The sequence below is a fragment of the Endozoicomonas euniceicola genome, from assembly GCF_025562755.1.
GTDB lineage: Bacteria > Pseudomonadota > Gammaproteobacteria > Pseudomonadales > Endozoicomonadaceae > Endozoicomonas_A > Endozoicomonas_A euniceicola.
Map to the genome: position 1 here is coordinate 3,202,802 of NZ_CP103300.1, position 23,766 is coordinate 3,226,567.

A 23,766-nucleotide genomic window follows, 5' to 3' on the forward strand; every position below is an offset into this window, starting at 1 on the left:
CTGATGAAGAAGGTATTGCTGGTTATTGGCGGCTGTTTATCCCTGGGGTTGGGTATCCTGGGGATTGTTGTGCCATTGCTGCCAACCACACCGCTGGTGTTGTTGTCGGCCTGGTGCTTTGCCCGTTCCTGCGACCGTCTTTATAACTGGCTGATCAGTCACCCCCGGTTTGGGCAGGTCATATTGAACTGGCAGAATCACCGGGGCATGCAGGCAAAGCATAAGAAAAAGGCTTTACTGCTGACGGTGGCCAGTTTAGTGTTCAGCATTGCCCTGGCACCGATGAATCTTAAGATTCTGCTGGTGGTTATTGGTATTTGTGTCATGACGGGAGTGAGTCTGATTCGAGTCATACCTGAAACAAATGGTCACAATAATTAAGCACCGTCCTTTCTGCTCAACTATGCTCATTGGCTCAAAGCCATGAGCAGCTCTCTATGAGCAACCGCTCTTCATAAGCGATAGTCCTTTATAAGTAAACAGCTCTTCATAAGCGACAGACGTTGTCATTTGCCCCGTGGGGTAAATCAGGCCGTTTTGTTCTACGGGGGTATTGGTTGTGGCCCGTTGCAGGCAGTTTATTCTGCTTCTTATTGTTTTTTTGATATCTGGTAGCCTGTATTCACCACAGCCGGTGTTCCCCTACCTGTCTGATTACTTTCATTCCAATCCGGCACAAACTTCTGAACTGGTGACCCGCATCATGCTGGTTCTGTGCTTTGGGGCATTTATGTCCGGGTTGCTCCTCCGGGCCATTTCAGCCCGGATGATTTTGTTAGTGTGCTTCCCTCTGCTGGGCGGGATGGAGATTCTTTTTTCCTCCGTTGAGCACATTGAGCATGCTCTTGTCCTGAAAACCATCGAAGGCATACTGTTCTCCGCTATTTTACCGGCACTGTTAACGGCTCTCGCTGACACATCCGATAAGGCTGGTGATGCAGTGGTGTGGTATGTGTCGGCTTCAGTGACCGGGTCAATGTGTGGGCGCTTTTTGAGTGGGTCGTTGATCTCAGCCGGGTATCATTCTCCGGTATGGATTGCTATTGGTTCAGTAATGCTGGTGATATCACCGTTTATTCTGTTGCTGGATCGGGTCTCTGGTAATTCCGGGAATATCCAGTTGAAAACGGCTTTAGCTGAAGTGCTGGGACGTAAGGATGTCTGGGCGTGTGTGCTTCTTATATTTACGGCTATCTGCTGCCTGGCTTCGATCCTGAATTACCTGCCTTTTCACATGCGTTCCCGACACCCTGATATGTCGGCAGCACAAATTGCCACTCTTTATACCGGTTATATCTGCGCCATTATCAGCTCAATATTGACACCCAGGGCAAGACGCTGTGTTGGTAATGACCGGTTCCTGTTTCGGTTGACATTGTTCTCGCTGTTGCTGGGGATGACAATACTGGTGGTGGATGACTATGGATCATGCCTTGTTGCGGTAGCGATCATCTGCGGTGCTGTGTTTATGTTACATAGCGGATTATCAACGTATCTTAATCAGCATGTTTCTGAACATCGCCGGGTGGTTAACGGGGTTTACCTGGCCAGCTATTATCTGGGGGGAGCGTTCAGCAGTATGTTGCCGGGCAGTCTGTTTATGTCGATGGGCTGGCTTTGGTTGCTGGGTGGGTTGTTTATTCTGCTGTGTGTGGCGATAGCCGTGGTTAATCTGATTGAGTGCTGACTCAATGGCGTTATCAGGAGCGCCACCATCTTGATAATTTTGCAGACCAGCTCAGGGTGAAATCTTTCTTATAGAGTTCTGTTTTTTTGCCTGTGCTGTCGGTCATTCTATCAAAAAATATTTTGGTCTGGAGCAGTTGATAAGCCCAGAAGATTCCCAGTGCTATAGAACGGTCGTTATCAAGATAAATTTCCTTGCCTTCCATTGTCCACTTTTGAGCCTTTGCCATGATCATCATGGGAAACTGATGCATTTCACAAAACAGATTGCACCATGGGTCGCACACCCAGAAGCTGTTACCAGTACAGTGGCGGAAGTCATCTAAAAGCATTGAAGCAGGTAGCTCTTCGGCAAGTATTATGAAGCCATGAAGATTATTTCGCGCAAACCAGATATTGGGTATTTTCAGGTCAACACCCTGCCTGAGAGCAATGCTGGCGTATTCGCAACAATTCCCGGCTCTTTGCCCCTGATCACTGGCGAGCAGTAATTTTACCCCCTGGGAGGCATGCCCGTAAGCTCTCAGAGCCCCTATTGCATAACCGGCTTTACCACCGTTTGCTATGCGTTTTTGCTTCCTTGATGCTGAAGCCTTGCCGTAGATATTGGAATAGGTTTTGTTACTTGATTTTAAGGAGCCCCTGAAAAAGTCCCGCGCAAAGGTCAATAGCAGGTGTGCGTTTTGCATCTCATTCATGATTGGGTCGCCATATAATCAGAGTTACTCAGGTTGATTATGGCCAAGTTTGGGAGGAAAGGAGAAATCACCACCCTCCAAAGGAGAGGGCGGGGGTGAAAGCGGTCAGTGAGACAACTGGTTCAGGGCTGCTTTAGAGATGAAGTCACTGCGGTCTCTATGCTGGCTGCTTTGTCTGACAATCTGGTCAATGTGCGAGATCAGTAAATCTGAAATACTGATATTAATGCGTTTCTGTGCGCCCACCACGCCATCGATATCAATATCAACAAATGCCCACTCTTTGAAATCAGTGTATTCAGGGTCATTGCTGTAGTCTTGCTGGTTTGCTTTGGCAATGGCGACCAGGTCTAAATCACCAGACAGTGCCATTTCTTCCATGATGGAAAAGGCTGCTTCTCTTGCCATAGGCACAATCTTTTCAAAAGTGTCTGCCGCTGAGACCGTGGTGTAAGTCTCATTACACTGTGCCGGAATAGTGATGCCGTAAGCAGTCTAATCATCTTCAGCCATTTCAATACCCATTCTGAATAACATAGTGCATTTCCTTCTGGTCAACAGGAAGGGCTGATTACTCTGCCCAGTGCAGGATTTTTTTCAGAAGCCCTGTACCCACTTTTTTCTTTGGGTGAAGTATCTGTTCATGTTGGCTGGCAGGACCTGAATTTTCTACAAGACTGAGATGCTCGGTTTTAAATATCTCTCTTGGTTGTCGTTTGACAACCTTGAGTAAGATCACTAACCTGTATCCAGGCGAGGCTATGGCAAGAAAAAAACATCCGAAGAAAGAAATAGAAGCAGCACTACAATACGCCGAAAGTAAGGGGTGGCGTATTGATACAGGAGGTTCACATGCTTGGGGAAAACTTTACTGCCCCTTCAATGATGATGAGTGCCGACACGGTCAGTACTGCTTTGCATCTATCTGGAGTACACCCAAAAGCCCCAGCCATCACGCACAACATATTCGGCGAGTGGTTGACCATTGCCAGCGGCTGAAACTATTGCATTGAACGGGAGTTCTTCATGAACGTTTATGAATTTACGCTTCGTTTCAGCGTTCAGGGCTGTAAAAGACAGGTTGATGATATTGTTGAGTCCCTGGGAGGGGCAGGTTGTACCGATGCCCTGATTGGCCTGGGTCATCCGGGACGAATCGCAATGATGTTTGCCAGAGAGTCTGATCAGGCTGTCAGTGCTATTTGCAGTGCGATTAATGATGTGAAAAACGCTGTACCTGAAGCAGTTTTGATTGAAGCGAGCCCGGACCTTGTCGGTCTGACGGATACCGCTGAGTTGTTAGGTTTTTCAAGGCAAAATATGCGGAAGCTGATGACCACTAATCCTGATACATTTCCAATCCCTGTTTATGATGGGAAGCGAGGGCTCTGGCATCTGGAAAGTCTTCTTGCGTGGCTTGAGCAGCAAAAACAATACGATATTGACCATTCTCTGTTTGAGGTGGCGAAAGCGAACAGGAACCTTAACCAGGCCACCGCAGGCTATTGCTCCGACCCTGAACAGGTGGCGACTTTTTCAGCATTGCTGGCGAACTACTGAGGTTTTGACGGGCATGAGCGACTTAAAAAATTACATCAGCCAACGGAAAAAACGAGACCCGGCTTTTGCTCTTGGTTATGACTTGGCAACCGTAGCGGAACGCCGGGATGAAGAAACGGTATCCCATGAGGAGCTGATTAAATCTCTGAAAGCAGACGGCAAACTATGAGCCGGTACGTATTACGCTGGAAGAAGTCAGCACAGAAGGAACTCAGGAAGCTCCCCAAGGCAGCAGTAACCAAGCTGGTGGCCTTGGCTGAATCGCTGGTGGACGATCCGCACTCGGACGGATGCCGGAAACTGGCAGGTACAGATCACAGTTACTGGGTAAGAGCTGGTGATTACCGGATTATATATCAGGTACACAACGGGCAACTGATTATTGAGATTGTGAAGGTAGGACACTGGAAAGAGGTTTACCGATGAGAACAGAGCAGGCCAGCTAATCCCGCAGAACATACGCCTCAAGTCGCATTAAAGCTGATCGGTCACACAAGTAACATGTGAGCATCCTCTGGATTCATAAAACCTGCCCCTCAATCAAAGGTGTTGCAGAAGGTCATTTAGCCTTTGCCTGCAAAGGATAATCAGCAGGGCTCTCAATAATTTTTTCACTCAGGTCAATATCCAGATCAGGCCAGTAAAAGTGACCATCAGCCAATTCTTCAACATTTATGATGGCACTCACTGGCTGGTCTTTGAACCATGGGAAATCAGCATAGGACAGAAACAGCTCTTTACCACTGCGGGGCAGAACCCATAAGCCGTGACTCGAAATATTAGCAAAATCGTCGTAAACCCTCGCCCAATGCGGGCGGGGATATAAGACGGGAAGGCGCAGAGCCTTCCGCCATCAATCTGGTGTACTCTGGCTATTAACGTAGTCCTTCAGAGTCTCGATAGTTGCACCGCCAGCACTGCAAGCAAAGTAAGACCTTGACCACATTAAGCCTGCTTTGCTCTGAGCAGTAAGGTGGGTATTCAGCATTCGCAACCGTCTTGATGATGTTGATTTGAGATTATTTACCATGACACTGATAGCCAGTTTTGGTGGGTAGGCCACCAACAGGTGTACGTGATCTTTTTCGCCATCCATTTCAAGTAACTGGCATTCCAGTTTTTCACATGCACTCTCGAACGACTCCCGTAACTGCTTGATCATATAGCCATCAAAAAGCTTTCGCCTGTACTTTGTCGTGAACACCAAATGAACAACCAGCTTGGTAACGCTATGTCGTTTGCGAAGATACCCTTTAAGCAAATCTTTATTGTGTGTGCTCACTTGAAAACCTCTTTCAAATACCTGTAATATAGAGCTTATATTAATGAGCACTGAAATAACATTCCATGCTGAGAGCCACCAAAGTACGAATCTATCCAACATCAGAGCAGGCGGAATTTCTGGACCGTCAGTTTGATGCTGTGCGGTTCGTATGGAACAAGGCCCTGGCTATTAAGGTTCATTATTACAAGGTTCGTGGGCAGAGCCTTTCTCCCAAAAAACACCTGAAGCCCTTGCTGGCAAAAGCCAAGAAAAGCCGAAAGTACTCATGGCTGAAAAACGCTGACTCTATTGCACTGCAACAGGCCACTATCAATCTGGATACGGCCTTTCAAAACTTTTTCAATCCCAAATTGCAGGCAAGATTTCCTCGCTTCAAGAAAAAGCATGGCAAGCAAAGTAGCTACCATTGTACGTCTGTCTCTGTGGGCGATAACTGGATAAAAATCCCCAAGTGCAAGCCCATAAAGGCTAAAGTGCATCGTGAAATAGTGGGTAAGGTGAAGTCTATCACCCTGAGCAGAACGCTAACCGGCAAGTATTTTGCCTCCATATTGGCTGATGATACCCAGGAACAACCAAAACAGATTGATAATCTTGAAGCTAATCAGGTTGTCGGTGTTGATATGGGGATTACTGATCTGGCTATCACCAGTACCGGCCATAAGACTGGCAATCCTCGCTTTCTGAAAAAAGCACAACGTAACCTGAAAAGAAAACAACAGGCTCTATCTCGCTGCAAGAAAGGCTCAAAAGGTAGGCACAAAGCCCGTTTATTGGTGGCAAAGGCGCATGAGCGTGTAGCCTTTGCCCGTAATGATTTTCAGCATAAGCTATCAAAACAACTCATCGACGAAAACCAAGCGGTAATTGTGGAGACACTGAAAGTTAAAAACATGCTCAAGAACAAGCGTCTTGCACGTTCTATTGCTGATGCTGGCTGGCACTCACTGATAACCAAACTCGAATACAAGGCAAAGCAGGAAGGTAAACATCTGGTGAAGATAGACCAGTGGTTTGCATCCTCTAAAACTTGCTCAGTCTGCGATTTGAAACAGGAAAAAATGCCATTGAGAATCCGATCATGGGAGTGTAGCTGTGGTGCTATCCATGACCGGGATATTAATGCAGCTCGCAATATCAAGAAGCAAGGCATATTGAAATTAAAGGCGGAAGGACTGTCCGTTTCTGCTGATGGAGGCTTGCGTAAATCCGGCATACTGTCGGTTGCTGCCTAAGAAATCAGAAGCCTCACCCGATAGGGTGGGGAGCAGTCACCTCATGTATCTTCATACATTCACCTGAACCAGTGAAACCCTTGACAGACAAAGGCTCTGGAGAAACCAGAGCCATTCATCATAACTCGTATTAGCCGTTTGCGCTTGTGCGAATTTCAGGCTTGCATCTTGCTAAGGGGCGCAGCATTCAATAACTTACCGGGCTGTTGGCTTATGGCTATTAGCTGCTCATACAGCCAACCGCCAAAAGCCAACAGCCAACAGCCAACAGCGGTATATTATGTTCTGCTGCTTCCCTAAGACTAAATCTCAGATACAAAAAAGCCTGTAGTGCTTACTAACACTACAGGCGTAACTTTTCTACAAACCGCTTCAAAATTAGCAATTAAGACACCGCTTTTCCCTATTGTTGCCTCCAATTGTTATACCTTTGGCGGATCATGATTGCGCATTTCACAAAGCCGCTCCTCACTCATTAACCAGGGCAGATAAGGAGTGAGATCATTAGGTGGCTTCCTGCCATTTATGGCACAAGCCTCAAGATAGGCACCCAGCCAGATTTTTGGATTAATATCCCAAAGCTTTAGCGTCATAAAAACGCTGAATAGAAAAGCGGCTATATCAGCACTCCATACGCTGCCAGAGCCGTAGTAATTCTTCCTGCCAACGACACCTGTGCGCAGTGCTTGCTCTGCAGCGTTGTTATCCATGGGGATACCGGGATCAGTGACAAAGCGGGTCAATCCTTCCCAGTGATTCTGTAGACTTTCGAGCACTTTTTTCGCTCTGACTCGCAGTTTAGGACGATTAAGTTCCTGAACCCTCTGGATTGCCATCTGCTCTACCTGATGTTCAAGCCGTAACTGCTGTGTTGCTAGCTGCTCTGGTTCATCAAGCACTTCAAGTCGCTGACTATTAAGATGATATAAACGACCAATCCTGTTCACCCAGGTGGCGCTCCATTTCTCCAACTCCGGATCACCTCGTTGAGCGTCAATAAAATCCCGCCTGACGTGAGCCCAGCAGAAAGCTAAATTAATAGACACCGCATCATTCGCAAGCTTTTTGTACGCTGAGTATCGGTCACACACCAGCGTTCCAGCCCCGTCACCAATGATCGACTCTGGTACGACAGCCGCACGGGTGTCAGCAATGCTGAAATAAACCGCCTGATCACAGAGAAATACCCAAAGCCAATGTTTGTGAGAACCTGTGGTCTCATGTGCCCAGCTGATCCACCGGGTTTCATCAGCATGCCACTGATCGCTACTGGCGACGAATTCCCGAGTAGCTTCGGCAACCGGCTCAAAAAAGGGCGTTATAGCTTCCAGGCCAAAGGAGATGGTCGCCTGCGACAGTTCCAGTCCCTGAGTCTTATAAGACTCAAGTTGCCTGTTTATGGGGATGCCGTATGCGTACTTATTCAGCAACAGCTCCACCCAGACAGAAATACCAAGCTTTCCTTTGTTGATGAGTCTTGGTGGAGGTGGTGGAGTAGTAATATTGGGCGTTTCAGGGCACTGGCAAGTTTTTTGGTAATGCCTTCGGTGATAACGACGAACGTGAGCCTTAACTTCAACTTCAATTACGTCGCAGCTGTCGTCATTGAAAAAAGACTTGAATGGCCGGTGACAGACTGTACAACACTGTTTGTCCACTGGTAAGTCTACAGACTCATGAACCACTGGCAGGTTGTTGTGAAGATGGCGACCAGAGCCGGGGACTCCGGGCTGGTGACCTCGTTTTCGATTTGAAGGTGGCCGGGTAGTATTGCCACTTTTCTTTGAAGAAGAACTGGTCTTCTCTGATTTACGACCGAAAAGCAAGTGCTTCATGTGTGCCAGTTCTGATTTCAGATCAGCGACCTGGGTGTTCAACCCAGCCATTTCGGCTTTATGCTGAGCGATAAGAGAGGCATTTTTAGCCAATACTTTTTTCTCTCGGCCACAGGCCGCCTTCCACATGGCATGCCAGAGGTTGGCCTGCTGTTTTAGCTGGATGTGTTCCTGCTTGGTGAGGATGACCTGCGAGGTAGCAAAGGGGGCAGGCAGTAATGCAGGTGTTGTGCCTGATCCTGAAACATGAGCATTTTGCATACTCTAAAAGTAGACGACTTTGAGCTTATGTTTAGTGGTTTGTAGAAAAGTTACCTACAGGCTTTGAAAAATATGGTGGGCCCAGCAGGACTTGAACCTGCGACCAATCGATTATGAGTCGACTGCTCTAACCAACTGAGCTATGGGCCCACAGCGGTGATGAATTATAAGCATATAAATGCCTTAACGCCAACCCTCTGATTTCACGTAACTTTATAAAAATTGACTGAATGGCCGAAAGCATAACTTAAGGTGGAAAACTGGTGGTACTCCCGGCTTGTTATGCTAGCTCGTTTTATATTCAATGTTCTGATGGTCTGCACGCTTTCACTGGCTCTTGCCAGTGAGTTTTATGTGAGCCAGAAACTGCTGGATAATGTCCAGAAACTCTATGGCGACATGGCAGTCAGGCGCATGCACGCCTGGCAGGACTTGCTGGAAAATAGCCGCAGGCTGCCAGAGAGAGAAAAGCTGGAAAAGGTGAATATCTTCTTTAACCGACTGGAGTTTGGAACCGACCTGCAACACTGGGGTAAAGAGGACTTCTGGGCAACGCCTGTTGAGTTTCTTGCCAGTGGTGGCGGCGATTGTGAGGACTTTTCCATTGCCAAATACTTTACCCTCCGGGAGCTGGGCGTGGCCGATGAGCGGTTGCGAATTACTTACGTTAAAGCGTTAAGAATCAACCAGGCGCATATGGTGCTGACCTATTACCCGGAAAAGGGGAAAGAACCTCTGATTCTGGATAACCTTGAAGGCAAAATACTGCCTGCCCGTGAGCGCAAAGACCTGAAGCCAGTGTATAACTTTAATGGTGATGGCTTGTGGATTGCCCGCCAGAGGGGTAAAGGTGTAAGAGTAGGAAAGGCTGAACGGATCAGCCTGTGGATGGAGCTGAGAGAGCGGTTCAGCGATGAGTTAAGCGAAAAGAAAAAGCTTGAGGCCAGAAAGCCTGGACCGACTACAGGGGCAAAACCATGACTTTACTCAGGGAACTGGCGTTATATCTGACCCTACTGCTATTCCTGCTGTTTTCGGGTAGCTTGGTCATGAATATCAACGATGCCCGCAGCTATTTACAGGATCAGCTGGAGTCCCATGCCCAGGACACGGCGACTTCCCTTGGAGTGGCTATTGCGGCGACGGAGCCGGATAACACCGCTGCCATTGACTCTATGGTGGATGCGGTTTTTGACCGGGGCTACTACCGGTTAATTCAATTTATCGATCAAAACGGCAACATCATCGTCAGCAGTCAGCACGAGGTGCAACTGGATGATGTCCCTCTGTGGTTTATCAACCTGATTGACCTTGAAGCACCAAGGGTCGTGTCTGAAGTGAACCGGGGCTGGCTGCCTGCCGGGACTATCTATGTCGCAAGCCATCCCGGTTATGCCTATCGAAGTTTGTGGAATAAAACCCGGAACGGTGTCTGGTTGTTTGGTTTTGGGTTGCTGCTGGCTATTCTGGGATTGAACATTTTCCTGCGCATCGTGCTTCGTCCTTTGAAAAAGCTTGAAAAACAGGCGGACGCTATTTGTCAGCGATCCTTTGTTCAGCAGGAGGTGTTACCGAAAACCAAAGACCTCCGGCTTGTTGTTGAAGCGATGAACCGAATGGCGGGCAAACTGGAAGAGCAGTTTGCTGAAAAACTGGTACTGACGGAGGAGTTGCGCAAGCGATCTGTTAAAGATGCCCTGACCGGCATTCTGAATCGTCGCGCTTTTGATGACCGTGTGGCCAATGTTTTGCAGGATGAGGAGCGTGGGGAATTTGGCGGTAGTTTGTTAATGGCACAGGTTTCCGGGCTGGACAGCTTTAATAAGAAAAATGGGCGGAACGCAGCCGACCTGCTACTGGTTGATATTGCCAACCGAATCCGCAAAACGGTTGAACCCTGGCCGGAAGCCATCGTTGGTCGTCGCAGTGGTACGGTGTTTTGTGTTTTTGTTCATGCCTGTGATCTGGCGCAGAACCGTCGGATCACTGAAGCCTGTTTCAGGGCGGTGGCTTCGCTGCCTTTCTTTCTCAGTGAAGAAGGAAATGACCGCCTGCACATTGCTGCGGTCACCCACCTGGGCAGAACCAGAGCGGATGAAATGTTGCAGCAGGCGGATCAGCTACTTCGAGACCTTCAGCATCAGGCCGCCAGTAAATGGGACGTCAAACAGATCGATGGCAATAGCCCTCAGCCTTATAACCAGTGGAGTGAAGGTAACTGGCAGGAATCGTTGAAGCAGGTGTTGAAAGGACAGGAAGTGGAGCTGTTTTACCAGACGGTCTACGACATGAACCAGCAACCGCTTTTCAGAGAGGTGTTTGCCCGGTTACGACTGTTAGGTGAACTGGCTTCGGCTACAGCTTTTCTGCCCATCGTGGAACGGTTTGACCTTCATGTTGACTTTGACAAAGTCGTCTTTGAGGTATTGGTGTTACACCTGCAAAAAGATGACAGTGATACCCGCTATTGCGTGAACCTTTCCCCCCGCTCTTTATTGGATGAAGCGTTTTATCAATGGTTGCTGGATACCTTAAAAGCGCTGCCTGAGGTGACCGCAAGGCTGATTCTCGAAGTGCCGGAACGAACCGTGATAATGGCAGGCAGAGAAATGCCAGCGCTTGTCAAACGTCTGGTACAGACCGGTTGTCGTCTTTCCATCGATCATTTTGGTATTGCCAGCCGATCCATGACCAGCCTGCATGAACTGGAGCTGGATTATATCAAGATAGATGGCAGCTTTGTGCGGGGTATCTGCAATAATCAGGGCAATCAGTTTTATATCCGAACGCTGGCTATGCTGGCCAAAAGCCGCGACATCACATTGCTGGCACAGGACGTCGAACAGAAAGAGGATTGGCAGAAATTACGCGAAATGGGTGTTGAGGGCGGACAGGGATATTATCTGGGACGCCCCCAGAGGCTTTGAAACACTCGCCCTCTGTGCGTGAATAGAGGATAATGCGCCTTACGGCTGGAATGGTGGTGAGGACATTATGGCTCTGGATGAGATCAAAGAGCGCATTTCGACAACAATGCTGAAAATAACAGATAAGTTACGTAGTTGCAGTTTTTCGGGCACCTTCGCTAACTCACTAAATGGAATAAAGAAAAAAATTAGCGGCAGGGGAGCAGCAGGCATTCTGACTGTCATTGTCGTGTTTTTTTCCGCACTGAGTATTTACTGGAGTATTCCTCCCAAGCCATTTTCTGTTCGTGAAAACGCAGAACTGCTGGCTCAGGCCAGTGGTGAGCAGGTGGTGACCGGTTACACCACAACCGCAACCTTGTATCGTCTGGCAGAGACACTGCTGACCAAGCGTGGTGGCTATATCCGCAATGACATTATGCCGCCCGGAGTGTTTCTCGATAATATGCCGAACTGGGAACTGGGTGTTCTGATACAGGTACGCGACATGGCCAGGGCTTTACGCAAGGATATGAGCCGCTCCCAGTCGCAGTCCCGTGAAGACGCTGATCTTGCCATTGCCGAGCCGCAGTTCAATTTTGATTCTAAAAGCTGGATTCTGCCGTCCAGTGAAAAAGAGTACCAGCGAGGCATCGACAAGCTCGAAAGCTACATGAACCGCTTGCCCAGCAAGGAAGACCCGGCACAGTTTTACGCCAGGGCAGATAACCTGACCCGCTGGCTGTCCGATGTTGAAACCCGTCTGGGTAGCCTTTCCCAGCGTTTAAGTGCCAGCGTTGGCAAGCCCCGGCTGAATACGGATCTGGCGGGCGATGCTGCCGCCCAGCAGTCAACGGTTATGGACGATGTGGTGGATGTGAAAACCCCGTGGAATAAAATTGATGATATTTTCTTTGAAAGCCGTGGCACTGCCTATGCGCTGATTCATCTGCTGAAGGCCGTGGAAATTGATTTTTCTGACGTACTGGAAAAGAAAAATGCTACCGTCAGTCTGCGGCAGATTATTCGTGAGCTGGAAGCGACCCAGGAATGGGTCTGGAGTCCGGTCATTCTGAATGGCAGTGGTTTTGGTATTCTGGCTAACCACTCGCTGGTTATGGCCAATTATATTTCCCGTGCCAATGCCGCGATTATCGACCTGCGTCGTTTGCTGGAACAGGGCTGATAACCCACCCCTCAGGACAACAGAGGCTCCCGGGAGCCTCTGTTCAATGTTTCCGAATCATCATTCTTTTAAGGTGCCTTATGTCTGCTGACAATCTGAAGCAGCAAATCGAGTTTATTAATGAGCTGGATAAGCTCAAGTCGGTTTATCGCCAGACCATGGTGAAATCGGAAAACAGTCGGCAGGAAAACAGTGCTGAACACAGCTGGCATATTGCCATGATGGCAACACTGCTGATGGATTATGTTCATAAACCGGTGGATATTCACCGTGTTGTCACCATGCTGCTGATTCACGATATCGTCGAGATCGATGCGGGTGACGCTTTTGTTTTTGACGCTGAACAGGTGGCTGGTCAGGAAGAGAAAGAAATCAAGGCGGCTGAACGCCTGTTTGGTCTGCTGCCAGACTGTCAGCGTGACTACATTATGGAGCTATGGCAGGAGTTTGAAGCGCTGGAAACCGACGATGCCCGTTTTGCTAAAGGGATAGACTGTATGCAGCCGCTGCTGCTGAATATGGACAACAACGGCGGCAGCTGGGCAAAACATTCCATCAGTCGTGCCCAGGTATTGAAGCGTAACCAGTACCTGGAAACACTGGCCCCTGAACTTTGGGAATATGCGTTAAGCCAGATTGATCTGGCGGTAGAAAAAGGTTGGCTGAAACCTTAGGAATTTGAGTATGAGCAACAGCAGACTGGTTTATTCAACCGACGTTGGCCGTGTCAAAGAAGATAAGCCGGAACAGGAAGTGGTTGGCGACGGTAACGTCCGTGTGCGTCCGGAAAAAAAAGGGCGTGGGGGTAAAACCGTGACCGTGATCAGTGGTTTACCCCTGGCAGGCAATGACCTGAAAGCCTTTGCCAAAAAACTGAAAAAACGGGCTGGCGGTGGCGGTTCGGTGAAAGAGGGCAATATTGAGCTGCAAGGTGATCATGTGGACGTTATGGTGGACGTTCTGAAAAAAGAAGGTTACGACGCCAGGCGCTCCGGGGGGTAAAATCCACTTTTACTGGAACTAATTACGCCTGTCCATGTCTCTTAAATATTGAATTCATTTAAGGGACTAAAACATGCTTCCTGTAACCACAACGTACTCAGGCTTTCCAGCATCAGGTGTGCAGACTGTTACAGCCAGACCTGCTGCAACAGGTACAGCAACTGTTGCAGTATATGGTGGGCTGCCTCCTCAGCCTCCGCTGCAACAAGGTCAGCCCAGACAGTTTCAGCATAGGCTCGTTACATACATTCAACCTTCCACTTCTCGCATGAATCAGCTCCCTGTAGGGAGTCCTGGTTCAGAGTCATCACTCTCTACACACCTCCAGTGTTTACAAGAAGCTGTTTATGAAGTTTGCAAACACGCAGGTATCGCAGTTCAGGGTGATAGAGATATTTATGGCCAGATAAGCGCTATCTACAAAGAGATAGTGGTTTCCAGATCTGAAATAAAAGAACTAAAGGAAAAAATTAGTAATTTAAATAGTCTTTATCTGCAGGCTTCTGACCAATCAACTAAAGACTCCGGAGAAATCAAAATCCTTAAAAAAAATCTTGAAGATGCAATTGTTGACTATGAGCATTCTCAAGATAGGGTTAATAAATCAAAAGATGAGCTTAAAAAAAACACAAATAAACTTGATGAAACTGTTCATAAGCTTGAAGTGTCTCAAAATTTCGTGGTGGAAGCAGAAAATACTATTCAGGAACTAAAAGGTCAAAATGAAAATTTAAGTATTGAGAAAGAATTTTATCAAAATAGAGCTGAGGTAGAAGAATACAATGTCAAGGAGTTGAAAGAGCAGCATGAAAAATTAAAAAGTGAGTATGAACTGTCCCAAAGGAAAGTCGAGACAGCAGAAAATAATACTCAGGAGTTGAAAGAGCAGCATGAAAAGTTAAAAAGTGAATATGAACTGTCCCAAAGGAAAGTCGAGACAGCAGAAAATAATACTCAGGAGTTGAAAGAGCAGCATGAAAAGTTAAAAAGTGAGTATGAACTGTACCAAAGAAAATTCAAGACAGCAGAAAATAATACTAAGGAGTTGAAAGAGCAGCATGAAAAGTTAAAAAGTGAGTATGAGCTGTCCCAAAGAAAAGCTGAGACAGCAAAAAAGATCATTAAGAAACTGAATGAGCAAAATGTAAGTTTAAAAAGTGAGTATGAGCTGTCCCAAAGAAAAGCTGAGACAGCAGAAAAGAGCATTCAGAAACTGAATGAGCAAAATGTAAGTTTAAAAAGTGAGTATGAGCTGTCCCAAAGAAAAGCTGAGACAGCAGAAAAGAGCATTCAAGAACTGAATGAGCAAAATGTAAGTTTAAAAAGTGTGTATGAACAATCTCAAAGTGAGTTGGATGAAGAAATAGGCAAAGTACAATACCTAAAAACAGAAATCTCCAGTCTTCAAAAAATGATCCTTAATCTGAAAAAAGAACTGGATTCATCCAGGATGGAACTTTCTTCTTTGTCTACAAAATATCAAGAAATCAAGGGTTCAGAGAGGAGTCTTTCTGCTGAAAATCTCAAAAAAGAAGAAGAGCTGAAGCATTTACGGCATTTGCTAGAAGATGCTGAAGAGACCCTTAGGCGTAATCAGCAACCTTTGAAAGACAGGGTTCCCGCTGTCAATGCTGACCATGATTACGCTAAACGTCAGGAACCTTGTACAAAGATTCCACAATCAGTATCAACCAATGAAACCGAGCGAGAAGCTGCCAACAGTTTGTTGTTTTTATCTGGTCAGAGTCCAGCTAATTCTAATAAGAGTTTAGCTAATACTGCCCCTGAGTTAATGCGTTTACTTCAGGCGAAAGGGACAACTGACTAAAATATGATACCTTCTACAACAGCGACGGGCGTCGGCTCTACAGGCCCATTCATCCAAGCCGCAACAGCAGCAAGCCCTTATGGCAGCGTTGTATCACATTCAGGGACTAATCTGCTTCAAGGGCAGGAATGTCTTCCACTTTGGCGGACTTTGCTGCAGCGGCCAGTTTTGCAACTCCCATTAAAAAAAATTGAAAATGGTTCTTTAATCAAGAAATTGCCCGTTGATGACCAGCACCAGCTCATGAAAGAGATTTGTCAAATTCAGAGTGATACTGCGCGTTTAGTTCATGAAGAGACTGAAGCTCTATGGAGTGAAAAAAATAAACAATTAACAGCTAGGATTAATCTACTCAACAGTGAAATGGCAGCAAGAAAAGTGGAATATGAGAAACTAAAAAAGGCAAATGAAAAGTCAAAATGTCAGTTAGAACGGTCCAAAGTTAAAGACATTAAAGCAAAAGCCAATATACAAAATATGCAACAAGAAATTAGAGACCAAAAAAAGTCCCTTAAAAAAAATTTTAAAGACATGGCAAAGTTTAAAACGGATATTGCCTCTGCTATCGGGCGTCCTGTTGCCTCTGCTACCAAGTATGGCGAGGCTATTAGTTTAGAAGATTTAATAAAAGAACTCAAGTTTAGAGAATTATAAGTACTAACGTTTCGTATTTTTTGATGCTGAGATAGGTTAAGCAACCGCTTCATCTACCAGGAAAAAGCGGTTGCCATGCTCACTTCAGATCAGAAAGTAATCCTTCGAGAGCTTTCTTTATATACGACATTTCTTGCAAAAGCGCTATCACCACTTGCGGCACCAACGTTCTGTGAGTTACTTCTGGGTGGCATGCTTTCTGGCGAAGGCTTTGTTACACAAGCCCTTCTGACGATCCACTACGAAAATTTCTGGAACAGCTACCATCATTGGGTCTCCCAAGGTAAGTGGCGTTGGCGAAACCTGGCGCATCGTCTGATATTGCTGGTCAGTTCTAAAGTGCCTGACGGTCAGACCATTCCCCTGATTCTCGACGACCTGACACTCGAACGTTGCTCTGACAAAGCACCGGCATGCCGAATACATCACCAACACAGCAAGAAAAAGAACCGGTGTACTTATCTCCTTGGTCAATGTTGGGTCTTTCTGGCTATTCCTTTCCATAGACCATCAGACAAGGTGCATACTGCGATTCCAGTGATGGCTTTTCCATCACCTAAGTCAGGCAACATCAGCAAGCTTAAAATTGCAAAGGCCATGCTGAAATCTGTACGACAGAGTCTTCAGGGGCGAGCTTTGCGCCTGCTCACTGACTGCTGGTTTATGAATCATACCATGATGCAGCCCGCGCTTGAGCTTGGGTATGAGGTCATTGGTCATATACCGAAAAACCGGGCACTTTATGCGCTTCCAGTCGATGCACTTCCTCCCTCTCCTTTCAAAAGGAAAGGCCGCAAGCGTAAGTACGGTGTCAAAATGACACCTGAGGAAGTAGAGAAATTACCAGAGACCAAGATGACTCTCTGGCTTTACAGAAAGAACCGGACTGTCTCTTTTCGTTCTTGTATTTGCCGAGCTCGTTTTTTGAAAGGCCGTATTGTCCGAGTCGTCTGGAGTTGTTTTGAAAACGACAAGGGACAAACAGAAACTAAACTGTTTCTGTCCACCAATCCTGACTTGAAAGCCGATGAAGTGCTATTAGCCTACTCGCTCAGGTGGCCTATAGAGCCTATGTTCCAGCAACTTAAACACGAGTTTGGATGCAAGCATTTATGGCAGCAGAAACTCAGAACGCTGTTACGGTGGATGCACATTAAAATGGCAGGGTATGCGCTGGTGCAATTGCTGACCATTTGTCAAAATCCAGCGGCCATTGCGCTGGCCAAAACTGCCTGGAGGAATCCCCATACAGTCACGGCCGGAATGCTTAGGCGCGCGCTGTTTTGGATTATTCCGCAGTTTCGAATTCGTGGCTGCTGGAACCGATATGAGCAAAAATTAGAGCTGAAATTGCCGGATAAAAACGAACGTTCGGATAGTTTTTTGGAAAAAGCGGCATAAATGAACTCAGAACCAATGATTTAAACGGTTCAGGCAGGTTTAAATTGTGTGCCTGACGGGATTGGCTGCGCCGACGCTAAATATTTTACCGAACGTTCATGTTTCAAGAAATCTAAACCTGAGTAAAAGAAGTTTCAGCCTTAAAAGAAAAAACGAATCCATCCGTGGTAGAGCATTTCTATTTGTCCGTAGAATATCAAGTAAGGAGTCTTTGGGCTAAAAATATCCAAAAGGAAGAAGAGCTGAAGTATTTACGCGATTTGCTAAAAAAGGCTGAAGAGGAACTCAGGCTTTGTCAGAAACAATTAGCTAAAGACGCTGCAGACACGTTGTTGGCTTTACATGATCAGAGAGGTGCCGATTTTGCACCTGATCAGGTTTCAGCCAATACAGCCCCTGAAGTAATGCGTTCACTTCAGATGCAATAGGGCAACATAGTGTCAGGCCAACATAGTGTCAGGGCAACATAGTGTCAGGCCTCAGCATATTCACCGCAAGCTCCCCGGCTTTCAGAGGCTTTCGCAAAAGAGCTACCCTTTTACCACGGTAACTCAGCTCCATCGTAGGCTAAAAACTTTCCGGTACAGTCAGGCGTCGACTTTAGAATAACGTTTAACAGCTGGCTGGCCGTTTTCTCTGGAGTAAACAGTTTTTCCGGATGTGCATTTCTCTGGAACTAATTACACATACTTATGTCTCTTAAATATTGAATTTATTTAAGGGACTAAGAATATGATACCTTCTACAACAGTGACGGGGTTCGGCTCAGGTGTGCAGACCGCAACAGCGGGAGCTGATTCAACAGGCTCTACAGCAAGCTACTCCGGCAGTGTTACACAACATGATGTGCCTTCTCAGCTTACCCGGACAGAGCCTTTTCTTGGGCAGACTTTGCAGCAGCGGTCAGTTTTGCCATCCTCTCCTTATATTTCTATAAGAACACTGACAGAAGATCCATCAATCCAGAATTTGCCTTCGGGTGTCCGGAGCCATGTTATAGGAATGATTACGGGCGCTCAAAATAGGATGAAAGTATTTCAGAAAGCTATAGAGCCATTTCTGGAGATGCTTAAAAAAGCGAATTATGCGAATGAGATAACAACTAAGGAAGTTTCTTTAGGGACTCTTAACCTTGGCCTGCCTAATTTGAAGTTTACTGCCTGGCCCAGAACTCTTAATCCAGACCTGATAATACCGAACGTCAGCTCTTTAAATTACTCACTGGAACCTATTCGTGAAATCTGCAGGCAGGCCAATATTGCAGTTCAGAACGAAGCTTGTTTACAAGATCAGAAAGATGCCATTATTAGCAATATATTGACGTCTGAAAAAGAGATAGAAAGTCTGAAGAATGAACTTGATAAATTAAAAAATGAGTTAGCACGATTATTTCACGAATCTACTGAAGATACTGGCAGGATTCAAAGCCTCAAAAAGGAACTTGAAGACACAAGCCATAAATTGACGCTATCTCAAGAGAATGCCAGAGGTGCGGCAGAGGAGCTTCAAAACCTCAAAAGTACACTTGAACGTAAAAATATTGAACTCAATACTTCAGAAAGAAAAGCTTCGGAAGCAGAAAGCAGCATTCAGAAACTAAAAAAACAAAATGCAAGTAAGAAACGTAAGCTTGAACTGTCTCAAAGTGAAGAGGCTGAAGCAAAAGTCAAGATAAGAAAGTTTGATGAAATATTAAAAAAAAGCAATGATGTCATTCAGGAATTAAGTAATGAATTAAAAATAATGACGAAAAGTGAACATGCCAAACAAAAAAAGTTAATCGAATGTTTTAAGAATATCGTTGATTCTTCTAAACAGCTAATCGATGAAAAAGAAAAAGTTTCTGCCTTAGAACAAGAACTGTATTCATCTGAGGTGGAATTTTCCTCTTTGTCTGCGGAATATCAAGTAATCAAGGATTCAGAGAGAAAACTTTATGCTGAAAATCTCAAAAAAGAAGAAGAGCTGAAAAATTTACGGCATTTGCTAGAAGATGCTGAAGAGACCCTTAGGCGTAATCAGCAATCTTTGAAAGACAGGGTTTCCGCTGTCAATGTTGATCATGGTTGCGCTAAACGTCAGGAACCTTGTACAAAGATTCCACAATCAGTACCAACCAATGAAGCCGAGCAAGAAACTGCCAAAACTTTGTTGATTTTATCTGGTCAGAGTCCATCTGATGCTACTCCTGAATTAAGGGGTTTACTTCAGAAGAAAGAGACAGCTGGCTAACCTGTTGAGTTTATTTAAGGGACTAAAATATGATACCTCCTGTAACAACAGACTCGGTGTTTAGAGCGGCAAGTATACAGACCACTACAGCTGGAACTGCTACAACAGGTACAGCAACTGTTTCATCTCAGCAGCCTCCGTGGCAACGAGGTTCGTCTTGGCAGCCTGTTTGGCAGCAGAGGTCCGTTTCACAATTTCCTGCCGGGAGCCCTCGTTTAGCGTCATCGTCCTCTACTTACCAACAGTTTTTTCACAAAGCTATTGATGTAACCTGCAAGGAAGCAGAGATTAGTGTTGGAAGTAGAGAAAGCTTCAGCAAACTTAAAAACCTCGAACAAAAGCTTGAAGACATAACCAATGCTTATAAAAATTCTAAAAATGACACTAAGGAAGCAATAGATACGCTTCAAAATTTCACGAATGAATATCAAATATCTGTTGATGAACTGGGACTGTCAAAAAGGGATTTGGAAGTAGCAGAAAACAAAATACAGGAGTTAGAAGAAGGGAATAAAAAATTAAAAATTGAGAATGATTCGTCTGTAGCTATCATCCAAGATCTCAAAGAAAAACTTAAAGACAAAAATTATGCACTGGAGGAATCTCAGAAAAATTCTAAAGAAGTGATAGATGCATTTGAAAAAGCTATTAAAGTTTTTGATGATATGGAAGGGGATGAAATTGCAAGCATGAAACGTCAGCTTGGGCTGTCCGAAATAGAAGTTTCAGAAGGAAAAAAGAAGATTCAGGAACTAGAAGAAGAACTTGAAGAAAAAAACAAAATGAATCAAAAGTTAAGCGATGAAATAAAAGAGTTAAAAGACAAAATGAAAAATGAGCATGCCGAACAGAAGCGTCTTATCAAACCTTTGGGGGAGAAAATTCTTGCTTCTATAGAGGAAGGTAATGAAACAGAAAAGGTAAAATCTGAACTTACTACTTCTAAAGAGCGGCTTAAAAAACTTAAAGAGAGTATAGCTTCTGTTACCGGTTGTTCGACGACTAGTAGCTGTGAGGACTTAATGAAAAGCATGGCTGCCTTGAAGCGTAAATTGAATGCACCTGAGGCGCATTCTTCAACTTTGTCTGCACAACATCAAGCAGTCAAAAAACCAGAGGGTAAAATTGATGTTATAGTTCTCGACGGTGAATAAAAACTGAAGCAGTTACGCAATTCGAAAAAAGATGCTGAAAAGGCTCTTAGGTCTCCTGGAAGAGCATCGCAAGATTTCTCCGTATGCTCCCGGGCTTTCAGAGGCTTTCGCAAAAGAGCTACCCTTTTACCACGGTAACTCAGCTCCATCGTAGGCTAAAAACTTTCCGGTACAGTCAGGCGTCGATTTTAGAATAACGTTTAACAACTGGCTGGCCGCTTTCTCTGGAGTAAACAATTTTTCCGGAGGCACATTTCTCTGGAAGGGTTTTGACAGGCCGGTATCAGTTGTACCGGGATGCAGCGAGAGAATCGTGCATTTCGGCACCTTTCTTTTCCATTCAATACTGAGTGTTTTCAGGGCCATATTCAGTGCGGCTTTGGAGCTGCGATAGCTGATCCAGCCCCCCAGCTGGTTATCAGTGATACTGCCAACCCTGCCAGAGATAACGGCAAAGCAGCTGCTTTCAGACTGTTTCAGGGCAGACTGAAAATATCTGGCCAGCAGCAGACTCGGGAGTGTGTTAATTTTCAAACTCTCAAGAAAAAACTCAGGCTCTATGCTTTGAATGGTTTTTTCCGGCTGGTGGTTATGGTTGTGCAGCATACCGGCAGCATTTATAAGCCAGTCCAGTTTTGGAAGCTGGTTTGACAGGCTTTGTATCTGTGTCTCAGAAGTTAAGTCCAGTGTGTGCCAGTTGAGGTTATCATGCTGGAACTCAGGTTTCTGAGATCGCCAGGTGGCATGAACGGTTGCGTCGGGCATTGCTTTCAGTATGCTTTTTACCATCGCCAGCCCAATGCCGCCACTGCCGCCGGTGATCAGAATATTCATGGTGTTTACCTTTACTGTTTACTGTTTCTCAGGATTCCTGACAGTAAGCAGAATGCTCTATCAGGTGGTTGACCACAGACGGATCTGCCAGTGTCGTCGTATCGCCGAGGTTGTCTGTATCCCCCCGGGCGATCTTCCGCAAAATGCGACGCATGATTTTGCCAGAGCGTGTTTTGGGTAAGGCTTTTGTCCACTGTATATGGTGCGGCTTGGCGATGGAACCAATTTCAGACGCTGTGAGCTTTATTAGCTCGCTTTCCAATTCCGGCGAAGGTTCCGCATCATCCATGGGCGTTACAAAAGCATAGATGGCTTCGCCTTTAATGGCGTCAGGAATACTAACGACTGCCGCTTCAGCAACGGCCCGATGTAAAACCAGGGCGCTTTCAACTTCTGCAGTGCCAATGCGGTGCCCGGAAATATTCAGTACATCATCTACCCTGCCGGTAATCCAGTAATAACCGTCTTCATCCCTGCGGGCACCGTCGCCAGTGCAGTAGTAGCCGGGAAAATGGTTAAAGTAGGTGTCCAGCATTCGCTGGTGATCGCCGTACAGGGTACGAATCTGGCTGGGCCAGGAACCGCATATGACCAGGTTGCCTTCTCCGGGTCCCACAATTTTGTTGCCGTCATCGTCCAGTAGAGCAGGGCGAATCCCCAGGAACGGGCGAGTCGCTGAACCCGGTTTAAGGGCATTGGCGCCGGGCATGGGGGTGATCATGATGCCACCGGTTTCGGTCTGCCACCAGGTATCGATAATCGGGCAGCGACTATTCCCCACCACATTGTAATACCATTGCCAGGCTTCCGGGTTGATGGGTTCACCCACAGTACCCAGCAGGCGCAGGCTGGAACGGGAATACTTTTCCACATACTCATCGCCTTTTGCCATCAGTGCCCGAATAGCGGTTGGAGCCGTGTAGGCGATATTCACCTGGTGCCGGTCAACAATGTCCCAGATTCGTGAAGCGTCTGGCCAGAAAAGCAACCCGGCGTACATAAGCGTTGTGGCACCGTTGGAGAGTGGCCCGTAAACCATGTAGGAGTGGCCGGTAATCCAGCCAACGTCGGCACCACACCAGTAAACCTCTCCTTCCCGGTAGTCAAAGACATAGTGGAAGGTGACCGTGGTGTAGAGTATGTAGCCTGCCGTTGCGTGCAGGACACCGTTTGGCTGGCCGGTTGAACCGGAGGTATAGAGGATGAACAGCGGGTCTTCTGCCTCCATTATTTCCGGCTCACAAACGGCTGGCTGGGCGGCTGTCAGAGTGTGATACCAGTGATCCCGGCCTTCAACCCAGTTAATGTCGCCGCCACTGTGCTTTACCACCAGAACGTTGCGAACGTCAGGGCAACCTTGCAGGGCTTCATCGACATTGGCTTTCAGGGAAATGGCTTTACCGCCGCGTATGCCTTCATCGGCCGTAATAACCACCTGGCAGTCGCAATCCAGTATCCGGTCCTGCAGGGAGTGTGGGGAAAAGCCTCCAAATACCACCGCATGAACCGCCCCGACCCGGGCGCAGGCCAGCATGGCAAAAGCGGCTTCAGGGATCATGGGCATGTAGATGCAGACCCTGTCCCCCCGATTAACCCCCAGATGTTTAAGGGTATTAGCCAGTTTGCAGACTTCATCGTGCAATTGCTGGTAGGTGTAGCTTTTCTGTTCGTCCTGTGTGTCGCCTTCCCACAGGATGGCGACCTGGTCCGCACGCTGTTCAAGGTGACGATCAATACAGTTGACGCTGACATTCAGTTGCCCGCCCCTGAACCAGGAGACCTCGCCTTTACTGAAGTCACCGTCGTAAACACTGTCCCAGGGGCGAAACCAGCTGATGAAGCGTTCAGCCTTGTAACTCCAGAACTCTTCCGGCTTTTCCAGCGAATACCGATACAGGGACTGATACTTTTCGTCTGTCATCCAGGCTTGCTGAAAATGGTCGGGAACCGGGTAGATGTTCTTTTCGGACATTGGTTGAACCTCTTGATCAAAGCTCAACCAGTATAGA

At 46.6% G+C, this 23,766-nt stretch carries 26 protein-coding genes and 1 tRNA gene; 18 read left to right on the forward strand and 9 right to left on the reverse strand.

The annotated features are described in order from the left end of the window. Positions 1–3: 3 nt before the first annotated feature. Together NX720_RS12695 and NX720_RS12700 are read left to right on the forward strand one after the other, a co-directional pair. Entirely contained in the window at positions 4–381 is a 378-nt protein-coding gene (locus tag NX720_RS12695; protein ID WP_262601468.1) for a YbaN family protein, read from the forward strand. A 178-nt stretch (positions 382–559) separates the two neighbouring features. Next, positions 560–1,687 carry an MFS transporter gene (locus tag NX720_RS12700; protein WP_262601469.1) on the forward strand — a complete coding sequence of 376 codons (1,128 nt, stop codon included), beginning with the start codon at positions 560–562 and terminating at the stop codon, positions 1,685–1,687. 13 nt (positions 1,688–1,700) lie between these two features. On the opposite strand, the gene NX720_RS12705 is transcribed toward NX720_RS12700, so the two are convergent. The 3 genes from NX720_RS12705 to NX720_RS12715 form a co-directional block, all read right to left on the reverse strand. Next, complete coding sequence (locus NX720_RS12705; protein ID WP_262601470.1) at positions 1,701–2,384, reverse strand: hypothetical protein; 684 nt, start codon at positions 2,382–2,384, stop codon at positions 1,701–1,703. Between the two features lie 105 nt (positions 2,385–2,489). Continuing rightward, positions 2,490–2,867, reverse strand: coding sequence for a type II toxin-antitoxin system HicB family antitoxin (locus NX720_RS12710; protein WP_262601571.1), 378 nt, complete (start codon positions 2,865–2,867; stop codon positions 2,490–2,492). An 88-nt stretch (positions 2,868–2,955) separates the two neighbouring features. Then, the gene (locus NX720_RS12715; protein ID WP_262601471.1) at positions 2,956–3,123 is read right to left on the reverse strand and encodes a hypothetical protein; all 168 of its coding nucleotides are present in this window, start codon (positions 3,121–3,123) and stop codon (positions 2,956–2,958) included. 22 nt (positions 3,124–3,145) lie between these two features. Here NX720_RS12715 and NX720_RS12720 point away from each other — a divergent pair, with 22 nt between their 5' ends. From NX720_RS12720 to NX720_RS12735, 4 genes are read left to right on the forward strand one after another with little or no spacing between them, the layout of a single operon-like run. Beyond that, complete coding sequence (locus tag NX720_RS12720; RefSeq protein WP_262601472.1) at positions 3,146–3,397, forward strand: hypothetical protein; 252 nt, start codon at positions 3,146–3,148, stop codon at positions 3,395–3,397. Positions 3,398–3,410: 13 nt separating this feature from the next. After that, the gene (locus NX720_RS12725) at positions 3,411–3,944 is read left to right on the forward strand and encodes a helix-turn-helix transcriptional regulator (protein WP_262601473.1); all 534 of its coding nucleotides are present in this window, start codon (positions 3,411–3,413) and stop codon (positions 3,942–3,944) included. Positions 3,945–3,957: 13 nt separating this feature from the next. Then, the gene (locus NX720_RS12730) at positions 3,958–4,113 is read left to right on the forward strand and encodes a hypothetical protein (protein WP_262601474.1); all 156 of its coding nucleotides are present in this window, start codon (positions 3,958–3,960) and stop codon (positions 4,111–4,113) included. Beyond that, entirely contained in the window at positions 4,110–4,370 is a 261-nt protein-coding gene (locus NX720_RS12735) for a type II toxin-antitoxin system RelE family toxin (protein ID WP_262601475.1), read from the forward strand. Before NX720_RS12730 ends, NX720_RS12735 begins: the two co-directional genes overlap by 4 nt. A gap of 133 nt (positions 4,371–4,503) precedes the next feature. Here NX720_RS12735 and NX720_RS12740 read toward each other — a convergent pair whose 3' ends face one another. Then, positions 4,504–4,785: a DUF2442 domain-containing protein gene (locus NX720_RS12740; RefSeq protein WP_318654111.1), complete on the reverse strand. Its 282-nt coding sequence runs from the start codon at positions 4,783–4,785 to the stop codon at positions 4,504–4,506. 12 nt (positions 4,786–4,797) lie between these two features. Then, positions 4,798–5,226 (reverse strand): IS200/IS605 family transposase, encoded by a 429-nt coding sequence (gene tnpA / locus NX720_RS12745; protein WP_262600926.1) that lies wholly within the window; start codon positions 5,224–5,226, stop codon positions 4,798–4,800. Between the two features lie 65 nt (positions 5,227–5,291). On the opposite strand from tnpA, the gene NX720_RS12750 reads away from it, so the two are divergent. Beyond that, complete coding sequence (locus NX720_RS12750) at positions 5,292–6,464, forward strand: RNA-guided endonuclease InsQ/TnpB family protein (RefSeq protein ID WP_262600925.1); 1,173 nt, start codon at positions 5,292–5,294, stop codon at positions 6,462–6,464. A 422-nt stretch (positions 6,465–6,886) separates the two neighbouring features. On the opposite strand, the gene tnpC is transcribed toward NX720_RS12750, so the two are convergent. Next, positions 6,887–8,560 carry an IS66 family transposase gene (gene tnpC / locus NX720_RS12755; RefSeq protein WP_262595730.1) on the reverse strand — a complete coding sequence of 558 codons (1,674 nt, stop codon included), beginning with the start codon at positions 8,558–8,560 and terminating at the stop codon, positions 6,887–6,889. Between the two features lie 73 nt (positions 8,561–8,633). Beyond that, a tRNA-Ile gene (locus NX720_RS12760) sits at positions 8,634–8,710 on the reverse strand. Between the two features lie 102 nt (positions 8,711–8,812). Between NX720_RS12760 and NX720_RS12765 the strand changes: the two genes are divergently transcribed. The 11 genes from NX720_RS12765 (at position 8,813) to NX720_RS12815 (ending at position 20,923) form a co-directional block, all read left to right on the forward strand. Further along, positions 8,813–9,541 carry a transglutaminase-like cysteine peptidase gene (locus NX720_RS12765; RefSeq protein WP_262601476.1) on the forward strand — a complete coding sequence of 243 codons (729 nt, stop codon included), beginning with the start codon at positions 8,813–8,815 and terminating at the stop codon, positions 9,539–9,541. Then, positions 9,538–11,487, forward strand: coding sequence for a bifunctional diguanylate cyclase/phosphodiesterase (locus NX720_RS12770; RefSeq protein WP_262601477.1), 1,950 nt, complete (start codon positions 9,538–9,540; stop codon positions 11,485–11,487). The genes NX720_RS12765 and NX720_RS12770 overlap by 4 nt, the downstream gene beginning before the upstream one ends. Positions 11,488–11,554: 67 nt before the next feature. Continuing rightward, positions 11,555–12,652 carry a DUF2333 family protein gene (locus NX720_RS12775; protein ID WP_262601478.1) on the forward strand — a complete coding sequence of 366 codons (1,098 nt, stop codon included), beginning with the start codon at positions 11,555–11,557 and terminating at the stop codon, positions 12,650–12,652. A gap of 80 nt (positions 12,653–12,732) precedes the next feature. Beyond that, positions 12,733–13,326 carry an HD domain-containing protein gene (locus NX720_RS12780; RefSeq protein WP_262601479.1) on the forward strand — a complete coding sequence of 198 codons (594 nt, stop codon included), beginning with the start codon at positions 12,733–12,735 and terminating at the stop codon, positions 13,324–13,326. Positions 13,327–13,336: 10 nt separating this feature from the next. After that, complete coding sequence (locus tag NX720_RS12785) at positions 13,337–13,654, forward strand: SUI1 family translation initiation factor (protein ID WP_262601480.1); 318 nt, start codon at positions 13,337–13,339, stop codon at positions 13,652–13,654. A 73-nt stretch (positions 13,655–13,727) separates the two neighbouring features. After that, positions 13,728–15,482, forward strand: a complete 1,755-nt coding sequence (locus NX720_RS12790) for a coiled-coil domain-containing protein (RefSeq protein ID WP_262601481.1) — start codon at positions 13,728–13,730, stop codon at positions 15,480–15,482. A 3-nt stretch (positions 15,483–15,485) separates the two neighbouring features. Continuing rightward, entirely contained in the window at positions 15,486–16,136 is a 651-nt protein-coding gene (locus NX720_RS12795; protein ID WP_262601482.1) for a hypothetical protein, read from the forward strand. A gap of 75 nt (positions 16,137–16,211) precedes the next feature. Further along, positions 16,212–17,537, forward strand: coding sequence for an IS701 family transposase (locus NX720_RS12800; RefSeq protein ID WP_262600796.1), 1,326 nt, complete (start codon positions 16,212–16,214; stop codon positions 17,535–17,537). A 182-nt stretch (positions 17,538–17,719) separates the two neighbouring features. Then, positions 17,720–17,965, forward strand: a complete 246-nt coding sequence (locus tag NX720_RS12805) for a hypothetical protein (RefSeq protein ID WP_262601483.1) — start codon at positions 17,720–17,722, stop codon at positions 17,963–17,965. Positions 17,966–18,269: 304 nt separating this feature from the next. Then, positions 18,270–19,769: a coiled-coil domain-containing protein gene (locus NX720_RS12810; RefSeq protein ID WP_262601484.1), complete on the forward strand. Its 1,500-nt coding sequence runs from the start codon at positions 18,270–18,272 to the stop codon at positions 19,767–19,769. Positions 19,770–19,798: 29 nt separating this feature from the next. After that, positions 19,799–20,923: a V-type ATP synthase subunit I domain-containing protein gene (locus NX720_RS12815; RefSeq protein WP_262601485.1), complete on the forward strand. Its 1,125-nt coding sequence runs from the start codon at positions 19,799–19,801 to the stop codon at positions 20,921–20,923. 126 nt (positions 20,924–21,049) lie between these two features. Here NX720_RS12815 and NX720_RS12820 read toward each other — a convergent pair whose 3' ends face one another. Continuing rightward, positions 21,050–21,757 carry an SDR family oxidoreductase gene (locus NX720_RS12820; RefSeq protein WP_262601486.1) on the reverse strand — a complete coding sequence of 236 codons (708 nt, stop codon included), beginning with the start codon at positions 21,755–21,757 and terminating at the stop codon, positions 21,050–21,052. 28 nt (positions 21,758–21,785) lie between these two features. Beyond that, complete coding sequence (acs, locus tag NX720_RS12825; protein ID WP_262601487.1) at positions 21,786–23,729, reverse strand: acetate--CoA ligase; 1,944 nt, start codon at positions 23,727–23,729, stop codon at positions 21,786–21,788. Positions 23,730–23,766: the final 37 nt, after the last annotated feature.

What these genes read in the sequence shown, in the direction of transcription:
- NX720_RS12695 (WP_262601468.1), top strand. Translation starts at nt 4, where the DNA reads ATGAAGAAGGTATTGCTGGTTATTGGCGGCTGTTTATCCCTGGGGTTG.
- NX720_RS12705 (WP_262601470.1), bottom strand. Translation starts at nt 2,384, where the DNA reads ATGAATGAGATGCAAAACGCACACCTGCTATTGACCTTTGCGCGGGAC.
- NX720_RS12720 (WP_262601472.1), top strand. Translation starts at nt 3,146, where the DNA reads ATGGCAAGAAAAAAACATCCGAAGAAAGAAATAGAAGCAGCACTACAA.
- NX720_RS12725 (WP_262601473.1), top strand. Translation starts at nt 3,411, where the DNA reads ATGAACGTTTATGAATTTACGCTTCGTTTCAGCGTTCAGGGCTGTAAA.
- NX720_RS12730 (WP_262601474.1), top strand. Translation starts at nt 3,958, where the DNA reads ATGAGCGACTTAAAAAATTACATCAGCCAACGGAAAAAACGAGACCCG.
- NX720_RS12735 (WP_262601475.1), top strand. Translation starts at nt 4,110, where the DNA reads ATGAGCCGGTACGTATTACGCTGGAAGAAGTCAGCACAGAAGGAACTC.
- NX720_RS12750 (WP_262600925.1), top strand. Translation starts at nt 5,292, where the DNA reads ATGCTGAGAGCCACCAAAGTACGAATCTATCCAACATCAGAGCAGGCG.
- tnpC (WP_262595730.1), bottom strand. Translation starts at nt 8,560, where the DNA reads ATGCAAAATGCTCATGTTTCAGGATCAGGCACAACACCTGCATTACTG.
- NX720_RS12770 (WP_262601477.1), top strand. Translation starts at nt 9,538, where the DNA reads ATGACTTTACTCAGGGAACTGGCGTTATATCTGACCCTACTGCTATTC.
- NX720_RS12775 (WP_262601478.1), top strand. Translation starts at nt 11,555, where the DNA reads ATGGCTCTGGATGAGATCAAAGAGCGCATTTCGACAACAATGCTGAAA.
- NX720_RS12780 (WP_262601479.1), top strand. Translation starts at nt 12,733, where the DNA reads ATGTCTGCTGACAATCTGAAGCAGCAAATCGAGTTTATTAATGAGCTG.
- NX720_RS12785 (WP_262601480.1), top strand. Translation starts at nt 13,337, where the DNA reads ATGAGCAACAGCAGACTGGTTTATTCAACCGACGTTGGCCGTGTCAAA.
- NX720_RS12790 (WP_262601481.1), top strand. Translation starts at nt 13,728, where the DNA reads ATGCTTCCTGTAACCACAACGTACTCAGGCTTTCCAGCATCAGGTGTG.
- NX720_RS12795 (WP_262601482.1), top strand. Translation starts at nt 15,486, where the DNA reads ATGATACCTTCTACAACAGCGACGGGCGTCGGCTCTACAGGCCCATTC.
- NX720_RS12800 (WP_262600796.1), top strand. Translation starts at nt 16,212, where the DNA reads ATGCTCACTTCAGATCAGAAAGTAATCCTTCGAGAGCTTTCTTTATAT.
- NX720_RS12810 (WP_262601484.1), top strand. Translation starts at nt 18,270, where the DNA reads ATGATACCTTCTACAACAGTGACGGGGTTCGGCTCAGGTGTGCAGACC.
- NX720_RS12815 (WP_262601485.1), top strand. Translation starts at nt 19,799, where the DNA reads ATGATACCTCCTGTAACAACAGACTCGGTGTTTAGAGCGGCAAGTATA.
- NX720_RS12820 (WP_262601486.1), bottom strand. Translation starts at nt 21,757, where the DNA reads ATGAATATTCTGATCACCGGCGGCAGTGGCGGCATTGGGCTGGCGATG.
- acs (WP_262601487.1), bottom strand. Translation starts at nt 23,729, where the DNA reads ATGTCCGAAAAGAACATCTACCCGGTTCCCGACCATTTTCAGCAAGCC.